The 9,589-nt window shown below is 62.1% G+C and carries 11 protein-coding genes and 1 pseudogene; 7 read left to right on the forward strand and 5 right to left on the reverse strand.

From position 1 onward, the window contains the following. Positions 1–3 precede the first annotated feature (3 nt). The 3 genes from IVA82_RS09165 to IVA82_RS09175 all read right to left on the reverse strand — a co-directional run bounded on the left by IVA82_RS09165 (position 4) and on the right by IVA82_RS09175 (position 2,574). Complete coding sequence (locus IVA82_RS09165; RefSeq protein WP_247382823.1) at positions 4–1,380, reverse strand: sensor histidine kinase; 1,377 nt, start codon at positions 1,378–1,380, stop codon at positions 4–6. A gap of 93 nt (positions 1,381–1,473) precedes the next feature. Beyond that, positions 1,474–2,148, reverse strand: coding sequence for a response regulator transcription factor (locus IVA82_RS09170; protein ID WP_148739984.1), 675 nt, complete (start codon positions 2,146–2,148; stop codon positions 1,474–1,476). A gap of 270 nt (positions 2,149–2,418) precedes the next feature. Then, positions 2,419–2,574 carry a hypothetical protein gene (locus IVA82_RS09175; RefSeq protein WP_187435894.1) on the reverse strand — a complete coding sequence of 52 codons (156 nt, stop codon included), beginning with the start codon at positions 2,572–2,574 and terminating at the stop codon, positions 2,419–2,421. Positions 2,575–2,824: 250 nt separating this feature from the next. On the opposite strand from IVA82_RS09175, the gene IVA82_RS09180 reads away from it, so the two are divergent. The 4 genes from IVA82_RS09180 (at position 2,825) to IVA82_RS09195 (ending at position 5,953) form a co-directional block, all read left to right on the forward strand. Then, the gene (locus IVA82_RS09180) at positions 2,825–3,796 is read left to right on the forward strand and encodes a Ku protein (RefSeq protein WP_247382824.1); all 972 of its coding nucleotides are present in this window, start codon (positions 2,825–2,827) and stop codon (positions 3,794–3,796) included. A 58-nt stretch (positions 3,797–3,854) separates the two neighbouring features. Next, entirely contained in the window at positions 3,855–4,091 is a 237-nt protein-coding gene (locus IVA82_RS09185) for a hypothetical protein (protein WP_247382825.1), read from the forward strand. 377 nt (positions 4,092–4,468) lie between these two features. After that, complete coding sequence (locus tag IVA82_RS09190) at positions 4,469–4,633, forward strand: Flp family type IVb pilin (protein ID WP_247382826.1); 165 nt, start codon at positions 4,469–4,471, stop codon at positions 4,631–4,633. A gap of 339 nt (positions 4,634–4,972) precedes the next feature. Beyond that, positions 4,973–5,953, forward strand: a complete 981-nt coding sequence (locus IVA82_RS09195; protein WP_247382827.1) for an ABC transporter substrate-binding protein — start codon at positions 4,973–4,975, stop codon at positions 5,951–5,953. Between the two features lie 185 nt (positions 5,954–6,138). Here IVA82_RS09195 and IVA82_RS09200 read toward each other — a convergent pair whose 3' ends face one another. Further along, complete coding sequence (locus IVA82_RS09200) at positions 6,139–6,588, reverse strand: cache domain-containing protein (protein ID WP_247382828.1); 450 nt, start codon at positions 6,586–6,588, stop codon at positions 6,139–6,141. Between the two features lie 289 nt (positions 6,589–6,877). Here IVA82_RS09200 and IVA82_RS48785 point away from each other — a divergent pair, with 289 nt between their 5' ends. The 3 genes from IVA82_RS48785 (at position 6,878) to IVA82_RS09215 (ending at position 8,234) form a co-directional block, all read left to right on the forward strand. Beyond that, a complete protein-coding gene (locus IVA82_RS48785) occupies positions 6,878–7,462 on the forward strand; it encodes an alpha/beta hydrolase (RefSeq protein ID WP_276578020.1) in 585 nt (194 codons plus the stop codon). 1 nt (position 7,463) lies between these two features. Then, positions 7,464–7,826 carry a hypothetical protein gene (locus tag IVA82_RS09210; RefSeq protein WP_247382829.1) on the forward strand — a complete coding sequence of 121 codons (363 nt, stop codon included), beginning with the start codon at positions 7,464–7,466 and terminating at the stop codon, positions 7,824–7,826. 249 nt (positions 7,827–8,075) lie between these two features. Continuing rightward, a complete protein-coding gene (locus IVA82_RS09215) occupies positions 8,076–8,234 on the forward strand; it encodes a hypothetical protein (protein ID WP_247493259.1) in 159 nt (52 codons plus the stop codon). A 613-nt stretch (positions 8,235–8,847) separates the two neighbouring features. Here the strand turns inward: IVA82_RS09215 and IVA82_RS09220 are convergent. Beyond that, a pseudogene (locus IVA82_RS09220) lies at positions 8,848–9,589 on the reverse strand (IS1380 family transposase); the annotation flags it as partial.

Raw genomic sequence — 9,589 nt, forward strand, 5'->3', positions numbered from 1 at the left:
GGATTATATTCCGGGGAGGACAAGTTCTGCCCGCAACCCGCCGATCGGAGCGCTCCCGAGCGTGAGGTTGCCGCCATAAAGTGCCGCGAGGTCGACCACGATGGACAGGCCGAGCCCGGAGCCGGGCTTGGACTCGTCGAGCCGCTGGCCGCGCCGCCAGACCTGGGCGCGCTCGGCCTCCGACAGGCCGCGTCCGTCATCATCGACGACGATCCGCAAGCGCGGCCCGGCGCCGGCCTGGTGCGGCGCCTCCACCAAAACCTCGATGAAGACGTGCGAAGCGGCCCATTTGCAGGCATTGTCGACGAGATTGCCGACCATCTCCTCCAGGTCCTGCCGCTCGCCGCGGAACTTTGCGGACGGATCGGCGCTGGCCCCGACGACGATGCCGCGGTCGCGATGGATCTTCTCCATCGTCCGCCGCAGCGCCTCGATGGCGGGCGCAACCTCCGTGACGGTCGCGACGACCGAGACCCGCGCGGCGATGCGCGCGCGCTCCAGATGATGGGCGACCTGATCGCGCATCACATCGGCCTGTTCCATGACCTTGGCCGCGAACGGATCGGCCGCGTGTATGCCGGCCTCGTTGACGATGACCGAGAGCGGCGTCTTGATCGCATGGGCGAGATTGCCAACATGGGTGCGGGCTCGCTCGACGATTTCGCGGTTGGCGTCGATCAGCGCGTTGGTCTCGCGCGCCAGGGGCGCGATCTCGACCGGGAATTCGCCCTCGAGCCGCTCGGCTCGCCCGGAGCGGATGTCGGCAATCGATTCTGAGATGCGCTTGAGCGGCGCAAGGCCGAAGCGGACCTGGAACACCGTGGTCAGCAGCAGCACGATGCCAAGCGCGATGAAGGTCCCGCCGAGATAATAGTCGAAGCTGCGCGTCTCATCGAAAATCTCGGTATCGTCACCCGCGACGCTGACGAGATATTTGCCGTCGCTGCCGAGATCGACCGGCCGCTCCACCATCCGCAGATTCTGGCCCTCGGGCCCATCGACATAGGCCAACCGGATGCCGGCGGCGGTGAGCTCGGTGCCTTGCTCCTCCAGCTTCGGCAGCTTCTTGTCCCAGAGCGAGCGCGACGAGCGCACCTCCGGTTTTTCGGTGTCGGTCCGCGTGATCTGCCAATACCAGCCGGACAGCGGCAATTCGAACAGGGGCTCGCCCAGCGACTGGAACTGGCGGTCCGGCGGCTCGTCGGGGGTGGCGACCTCGGCGATCAGCGTGCGCAGATAGAGGTTGAGCCGGCGGTCGAAGGCGCGCTCGGTGGCGTTCTTGTAGACCGAGGACAGCACGACGCCGGTGATGGCCAGGATCACCACGAGCCACGCGGTCGCCGACAGGAACAGCCGGTTCGCAAGCGAGCTAGCGGGCATCGGAAGGATCCCGGGGGGCGCAGGATGTCGGGTCGTCGGCCATCATCACCCGACCAAGGCCCCGTGTCCGGCCGCCCGTCAAGCCCCAACGCCTCAAGCGCCGGGCGCTGCCGGCGGGGTCAGGAGATAGCCGAGGCCACGGACGGTCTGGATGATGTCAACGTCGAGCTTCTTGCGGATGCGGCCGACAAAGACCTCGATGGTGTTGGAGTCGCGATCGAAGTCCTGGTCATAGAGATGCTCGACCAGTTCGGTGCGGGAGACGACGCGCCCCGAATGGTGCATCAGGTAGGCCAGAAGCCGATATTCGTGCGAGGTCATCTTCACGGGGTTGCCGGAGACGCTGACCCGGCCGGTCCTGGTGTCGAGCGTGACCGGGCCGCAGCTGAGCTCGCTTTGGGCATGGCCGGTCGAACGGCGCAGCAGGGCGCGGATGCGCGCCAGCACCTCCTCCAGATGGAACGGCTTTGCGACGTAATCGTCGGCGCCGGCGTCGAACCCCTGGACCTTGTCGCTCCAGCGGTCGCGCGCGGTGAGGATCAGGACCGGCATGGTGCGGCCATTGCGCCGCCAGGCCTCCAGCACCGAGATGCCGTCCTTCTTCGGCAGGCCGATATCGAGCACCACGGCGTCATACGGCTCGTTCTCGCCGAGATAATGCCCCTCCTCCCCGTCGAATGCGCGATCGACGACATAGCCGGCGTCGGTCAGCGCCTTGGTGAGCTGGCGATTGAGATCGGGGTCATCCTCCACAACGAGCAGGCGCACGCTTCTCTCCAAAGGCTGCAAGAATAGGCCGCATGATAGACCGCCAGAGATGAGCAATTCCGGCGTGAACTGAATATGAACGCGGGGAACCGGCTTACGTTACTTTTTGGACATATACTATTCGCACGCCGAACCGACTGCGCCCGCCGGGCCCCTCACCAGATCGGGGGCATGGCGGGCGTAATGTGCCGCGTTGCGCGGCGAGTCGGAAGGTCCGAACGTCGACCTGGCTCGGGACCTAGTCGGAGACTTGGCCTGGAGACTTGGCCGTCAGGTCCGGAAGAACACGAACCAGACGACGGCGAGGATCAGGATCGCGAGGCCCGTCGAGATGGCAAGCAACGCCGCCACCGAAGGTCCCGGTTCACCCTGGCGCGCCTCGGTCGGCGTTTCGACGATCTGACGTTGCTCTCGCGTGGTTGCCATGGTGACCTCAATCTCAGGCTATCGCGTCAGATTGCCGCGACGTCTCGCGGCAAAATAACTGCCGGGGCAACGCACGATCCGGAGCGATGTTCCGGAGACAGCCCTGCGGAGTGCGCGCATTGCGGAAGAGGCAACGGATGCCGCGGCCGGCGGTTAACGCCGTTGCAAGATTCCATCCCGGCGCTTGCTATGATTCGCAGTTCCCCGATGGTATCCTTGTGCGTTGTCCCTGTTGCGTTTTGGAGTAGCCATGGCCCCCCGCGCCAATTGGAAGGGTTTTCTGCGTTTGTCGCTCGTGACCTGCCCGGTCGCGCTCTATCCGGCCACTTCGGATACCGAGAAGGTCTCGTTCAACCAGATCAACCGCAAGACGGGACACCGGATCAAGTACCTCAAGGTCGATGCCGAGACCGGTGACGAGGTGACCTCCGAGGACATCGTCAAGGGCTACAAGGTCGACACCGACACCTATATCGAGGTCAGCAAGGACGAGCTCGACGAAATCGCGCTGGATTCGACCCACACGATCGAGATCGACGAGTTCGTGCCGAAGACCGATATCGACAACCGCTATCTGATCCGCCCCTATTATCTGGTGCCGGACGGCAAGGTCGGCCACGACGCCTATGCGGTGATCCGCGAGACCATCCGCAGCATGAACAAGGTGGCGATCGGCCGCGTGGTGCTGACCAATCGCGAGCACATCATCGCGCTGGAGCCGCTCGATAGCGGCCTGATGGGCACGCTGCTGCGCTACCCCTACGAGGTGCGCAGCGAGAAGGAATATTTCGATGACATCCAGGACGTGAAGCTGACAAAAGACATGCTCGATCTCGCCAAGCACATCGTGGAGAAGAAGTCCGGCGCGTTCGAGCCCGAGCTGTTCGAGGATCACTACGAGACTGCGCTGATCGATCTCATCAACAAGAAGCGCAGCGGCGCCCCGATCGCAGCCAAGGCTGCGCCGAAGACCGGCGGCAACGTCATCAACCTGATGGACGCGCTGAAGAAGAGTCTCGCGAGCGAGAAGGGCGAAACTCCAGCAGCGAAGGTCGCCAAAGAGACCGCCAAGGGCAAGAAGCCGAAGAAGCGCGTCGAAGGCCAGCGCGAGATGCTGTTGCCGATCGCCGGCAAGGGCAAGGAAGCCGCCGCGGCCAAGCAAGGGCCCAGAGAAACACCGAAGAAGGCCGACAAGCCGGCGCGGACCAAGAAGGCCGGATAGCGGCAACGGCTCGGGGCAAAGCGCGTCGTGACATCATTGACGGAGCGGCCGGCCTGACATGCCCTGGTCGATGCCGTTCGACGATCCCGTCCCCCTTCGCAACGGGCGCAAGCTGCTCACGCTTCAGCAGGCGGCCGACTACGTCATGCAACTACCCGAGGACGCGCAGCATGAGGCGCACTGGCAGACCGCCATCGAGACCTTGATCAATGCAGCCGAGGCCGGCGGCGGCTGGCTGTTGTTTGCCCGCATCGCGATGTTGCGGGCGCTGAACGCGGACGGCCGGCGTGGATGAGAGCCAAAGTTGATATCAATGTCCGTATCCTTGCCGACCCGTTGACGAACAGCCTCAACAATCCGTTAAGCGGCACGGTGATGTTCAGCACGACGGCTCGATCATGCTGACGGCGACTCTGGTCGGATGTCGCGCCGCCCGCCCTGAAACGCCGCCGCAAGGGCGCGGCGTATGCGCAAACGATATCATCTCGTGAGGGTTTGCCGATTTAGGTCCATTTGGATCGGCCGAGGAAACATTAACTTAATGAGTGTCACACTATGTAACAGGCGAGTTCGACCGAACCTGTTTCTTTTGAAGCGCGCAAATTATAATCGACCGATACGACTTCGAAAACCAAGCAATCGTACATTCGATCGGATGAATAGGAGTTGGCAATGCGTTTGCTCAGGTCTTTCCTTGCCGATGAAAATGGTGCCACCGCTATCGAGTATGGTTTGATCGCCGCCGGCATCGCACTTGCCATCGTTACAATCGTGAACAACACGGGGAGCGCGCTCCTCAACAACAAGTTCAACTCCGTCAGCTCGGCGATGAAGTAACGGCAGGCCCGGGCTGGCGACGGACCGTCCGAGTTCGTCGATTCCGGCACGATGCCCAGGAGCCGAATGGCAGCGCGGCGTGAGCGCCCGCCTCTTTCAGTTCGCATTTCAACAGCAGACACAACCCCGCATTCGCCGCTTGTCTCGGAGCTGTCAGCTATGCTCTCCAGGGTTGAAGGGATCACCGACTTGGGTCGGCCGAGACGTCACCTCGCGTTCGAAGCGGACTTGCTCGGGACGGCGAAGATGCAGCTTCCCCTGTAAAAGCTATTTCCATCTCTGGTTTATAAGCGCAGGGTGCTGTACCAACGCCACAGGCACTCCCAAAAGGATGATCCAATGAAGCGGCGCGAGTTCGTCTCGTTAGTCGGAAGCGCCGCTGCCGCATGGCCCCTTGCAGCGTGGGCGCAGCATCCGACGACACCGGTTATTGGATTTATCAATGGGACATCGCCGCAGGGATATGGCCACTTCGTCGCAGCATTTCGCAGTGGCCTGGCCGAAACCGGCTACATTGAGGGCCAGAACGTCGCGATCGAGTACCGATGGGCGGAGGGCCACTACGAGCGTTTGCAAGCATTGGCGGCTGATCTGATCGACCGCCGCGTGGCCGTTATCGTCGCGACAAGCACCCCTGCGAACCTTGTCGCAAAGAAAGCGACGACGCGAATTCCCGTCGTCTTTACCACCAGCAGCGATCCGGTCGAGCTGGGCCTTGTTGCCAGCCTGGACCGGCCGGGTGGCAATGTGACGGGTGCGGTCACGTTGAATGTGGAGGTGGTTTCAAAGCGGCTGGAGTTGCTCCACGAGCTCGTCCCGACCGCGAGCGTTGTTGCCGCGCTCGTCAATCCCGTCAATCCGAATGCAAAGACGCAGTCCAGGGCGCTGGAAGCCGCGGCTCGCGCGATCGGACTGCAGCTCGAGACAGTGAGCGCATCAACTGAAAGCGAAATCGATGCGGCCCTTGCACAACTTGCTGAACGACGGACGAGTGCTCTTCTGGTCGACACCGATGCGTTTCTATTCAGCCGGCGCGCTCAACTCGTCGATCTGACGAAACGCTACGCAATTTCCACGATTTTCGATCGACGTGAGTACGCCGAGGCCGGAGGGCTGGTGAGCTATGGCGGGAGTGTCGAAGATGTGTACCGTCTGGCCGGCGTTTACACCGGCAGGATCCTGAAGGGTGAGAAGCCGGCTGATCTGCCGGTGATACAATCCACGGCGCTTCAGCTGATCGTCAACCTCAAGACCGCCAATACGCTCGGTATAACCGTGCCGACGTCGCTGCTCGCGCGCGCCAACGCAGTCATCGAATAGACCGCTTGTGGTCCAATCCCTGTATTTCGGTGAGCGGTTTCAACACTGCTTTCCGAGCGAAATGCGGAGATCTCTGCTTCTGCATCGGATCTGACTGCAGGCGACGCTATGATCCGCGATTACGCTTCGCCCCAACCGGGGCCACGCCGGCGCAACGGCCCGCAAGCCTGCGCGCTTGAACGCCATCAGGGCGCGTACCCGACCAGGCAGATGTAGCCCGAGACTTTTGTAACAAACGCGGTCTTCTGGACGGGTGTCTTGTCCGCGCCGGGACGCGGCGACAGAAAGCTGACTTCGGACACAACGCCTTCCTGGGCCCTGGCCAATTCCTCACCGTAGGGCTTGCCTGAGGCGTCCTTGCTATCCTTTTGAACAATGCCCAGGCGCGCCGGATTCGGGTTTGCAACCATTTTGCCGTCCGGGCCAGCACATGTGGGGTACAAATCCCTGTCACTGAACTTTGGGTCGCCCTTGTTGATCTGGGAGATCGTCTCGCCGGGATCTGCCTTGATGCCGGCGACAACCCTTTCCAGCATTGTGCGAGCCTCTATCGCGTTGCCGTATTGCTGCTGAGCAATCACTGCTGGCATGGATACGAGCGCAAAGGCGCCCGCAACAAAGAACTTGCTCATCATGATCTGGCTCCAAATGGTCGAATTAGCGGCAATCAATCACGACAATATCTCGTAGCGTGTCGCACAAACGTCATCGGCCCGCTCCCGAAGAAGCCAACCGGACTGGAGCCTTTGCAATCACGCAATCCACGCGTGGCGATGCACGTTCTTGTCTTAGAACATGCCTTTCCGCGCACCTAAAGCCTAAAGTTTTTGCGAGCCGATCGCGTGATGCCGCAACCCAGGAGCGGTACCAATTGGACTCGCGATCAGTCATGATGATCGAATAAGAGGAAAATGGATTTCAGCAATGGCGTTGTCAAAGTCAGTACTTGCCGTTTGGTTTGTTGTCGCCGCGGCCGAGGCCGCGGACGCCCAGCAAAGCCCAATGCCTGCCGAGATCGCGGCCAAGTTGCAGGAAATCGGTCGTGTCATCGATCCGCCGCAAACCAGCCAGCTCTACAAGCCGTTGCAGGAGCAGGAGCCCTACAGGGACGTCAAGGTCGAGCGCGACGCCAAGTACGGCGCTGCCGATCGCAATCTGCTCGACATCTTCATGCCAGCGGCGGCTTCGTCCCCTCGCCCCGTCCTGATCTTTGTGCATGGCGGCGGCTTCGTGCGAGGCAACAGGCGCATCCCGGGCGGGCCGTTCAACGACAACATCATGCTGTGGGCGGTCAAGAATGGCTACATCGGCGTCAACACCACGTATCGCCTCGCGCCACAGGCCATCTGGCCGGCAGGCGCCGAAGACGTGGCCGCAGCGGTTCAGTGGGTCTCAGATCAAATCGCGACACGCGGTGGCGATCCGGCGCGCATCTATCTGATGGGCCATTCGACTGGCGCCGCGCACGTCGCTGACTATGTGTCCCGCCCCGAACTGCATAAGGTATAAGGTGAAGGCTGGCGGCCTTGCCGGGGCGATCCTTATATCGGGCATATACGATATGCCGGCGACCTCGGTCAGCGATTACCGCGTCTACTACGGTGCCGATCCCGCTCGCTACGCCGAGCAGTCCTCACTGCCGGGTTTGCGGATGACGACCATACCGCTGATGACGGTAGCCGCAGAGCTCGACCCCGCCGGCTTCGTGCAGCAATTCGACTTGTTGAAGCGCGCAAGTTGCGAGCGGGCGAGCGGATGCATACGTGCGGTCATGTTGCCGCAACATAGTCACATGTCGGAGGTGTATTCGATCAACACGGCGGACGCACGTCTTGGCAGCGAAATCGTCGATTTCACGAAGATGGGGAAATAACGAGCATCGCTCGATGCCATAGGCAGCCCGGCATCGTCTGATCGTGAAGCGCAACAAAATCCGAGATCCAGCTCCAAGTGAAAAGACCTCCCGTGAGGGGATCGAGATCTCTGCGGTTACCCCGCCAACCACCTGATCGGGCACGCGGCTGCCGCAACATCACCTGTAATCTGCTTCACACGCAAACGCGCGCGGTCACGCTAGATGACGTAAGGCCTCGCTTCCGCGCGGCTTGCTTCGGAGCTGGCGATGATGGCTGCATTGGCAAAGGCGATATCCCGCGCGACGAGAACCAACGTTGACGTTGAAACCGTAAAAGTACTCATGATCTTCTCGGGAGCGGGCTTACTGCTCTCACTTGTGGCCGCAATGATCTACAGACAGGCTCTGGGCGCCGCATTGTTTTGAACTCCTGCAAATTAGCCGCCCTCGCTGCGGTTCGCGTTGTCCGAGGCGAGCTGTCACTCCCGGGTGTCCGGAGTGCGGTGTTGAATTTTCCGCTCGCAAACCCGTGAAGAGACTTCGTCAGCCGCGCGGAACGAAACAATCGACCTTCGGATTGAAGCCGCTTTCCTGCGACCACGAAGTCACGGGAAAACATCGCCGAGCTAGCTATCGCTGCGACTGTTCTGGTTGGGAGAGGGAACAATGCGGTGGCATCAGGCTTTCGTCGCTCCAGCAATCATCCTCTGTTGCTCGCTGTTGAGCATCGCCACTTTGGTGATGGTCGGGGCGTGGTGAGGTTGGGTTAAACGTCCATGCGCGAAGAATTCACATCGCTCGCTTTTCTGGCCGTAACCGTGGCCGGCGTCGCGTTGCTAGGATCAGGCCTGCTCGCACTGGTCTTGGTGGGTTAGCCCGTATTTCTCACACGACCAATTGCTCTGGGACGGTGATAGGAGGATCTGGCGAAGGCGACGAGGAGCCGTGGCGCTGAAGGCGCGGCTGGGGATTTGGTTTTGAGTGTCTCCGGTGGGCCATTGGTGGATGCCGCCGATTGGGCGCGTCGCAGCTTCGCGTGTCAGGCTGGCGAGGCGCGAGCCTTGGCAGCTTCGGCCAGGCGACGAGCCGCGTGTCCCCACGGCTGGGCGGCTGGGCAGGCCGAGGCCATGGCGATCCTGATGCGGCGGACGCTGATGCGCACCAGTGCGCCGATCTTCAGGAGCTTGAGACGGATGGTGCCGCAGGTGGCGTCTGCAAAGGTGGTTTCGGCAAGGCCGATGCGCCGCAACGCACAGATCAGCACATAGGCCATCGAGGCGAACCACAGCCGCAGTTGGTTGGCGCGCATGGTCGCCGCGGAGGTCCGGTCGGCGTAGAGATCGAGCTGGCATTCCTTGATCCGGTTCTCCATGTCGCCGCGGGCGCAGTAGATGTCCTCATAGAGCTGCCGCGCGCCCGCCTCGGCCCGCTTGAGCGAGGTGACGACGAAGCGCGGATTGGCCTCGCCTTGCGTCCACTCCGCCTTGGCAACGACACGGCGCCGACGACTCCAGGTGTCGAGCGTGCTCCACTAGAAGTCCTTGAAGCGGCGCGCCGGGCGGCCGGTCTTCTCGGCCGCAGCGCGGGCCGTGGCAAGCTCATCTGCGATCATGGCGACCAGGCGTGTGTTGCGGGCGAGCCCGAACAGATAGTCGACGCGGTTCTCCTCGCACCACACCATTAGCGCCTCGCGCGCAAAGCCCGAGTCCGCCCGCAGCACGATGCGCGTGAGCGGCCAGCGGGCGCGGATCTGTCGGACAATCCGCGCGAGCTCCGCGTTA

The sequence above is a fragment of the Bradyrhizobium sp. 142 genome, assembly GCF_023074015.1.
In the GTDB taxonomy this organism is placed as follows: Bacteria; Pseudomonadota; Alphaproteobacteria; order Rhizobiales; family Xanthobacteraceae; genus Bradyrhizobium.

Bases quoted from the DNA above. Each gene is read 5' to 3' on its own strand.
- IVA82_RS09165 (WP_247382823.1), bottom strand. From the start codon at position 1,380: ATGCCCGCTAGCTCGCTTGCGAACCGGCTGTTCCTGTCGGCGACCGCG.
- IVA82_RS09175 (WP_187435894.1), bottom strand. From the start codon at position 2,574: ATGGCAACCACGCGAGAGCAACGTCAGATCGTCGAAACGCCGACCGAG.
- IVA82_RS09180 (WP_247382824.1), top strand. From the start codon at position 2,825: ATGGCCCCCCGCGCCAATTGGAAGGGTTTTCTGCGTTTGTCGCTCGTG.
- IVA82_RS09185 (WP_247382825.1), top strand. From the start codon at position 3,855: ATGCCCTGGTCGATGCCGTTCGACGATCCCGTCCCCCTTCGCAACGGG.
- IVA82_RS09190 (WP_247382826.1), top strand. From the start codon at position 4,469: ATGCGTTTGCTCAGGTCTTTCCTTGCCGATGAAAATGGTGCCACCGCT.
- IVA82_RS09195 (WP_247382827.1), top strand. From the start codon at position 4,973: ATGAAGCGGCGCGAGTTCGTCTCGTTAGTCGGAAGCGCCGCTGCCGCA.
- IVA82_RS09200 (WP_247382828.1), bottom strand. From the start codon at position 6,588: ATGATGAGCAAGTTCTTTGTTGCGGGCGCCTTTGCGCTCGTATCCATG.
- IVA82_RS48785 (WP_276578020.1), top strand. From the start codon at position 6,878: ATGGCGTTGTCAAAGTCAGTACTTGCCGTTTGGTTTGTTGTCGCCGCG.
- IVA82_RS09215 (WP_247493259.1), top strand. From the start codon at position 8,076: ATGATGGCTGCATTGGCAAAGGCGATATCCCGCGCGACGAGAACCAAC.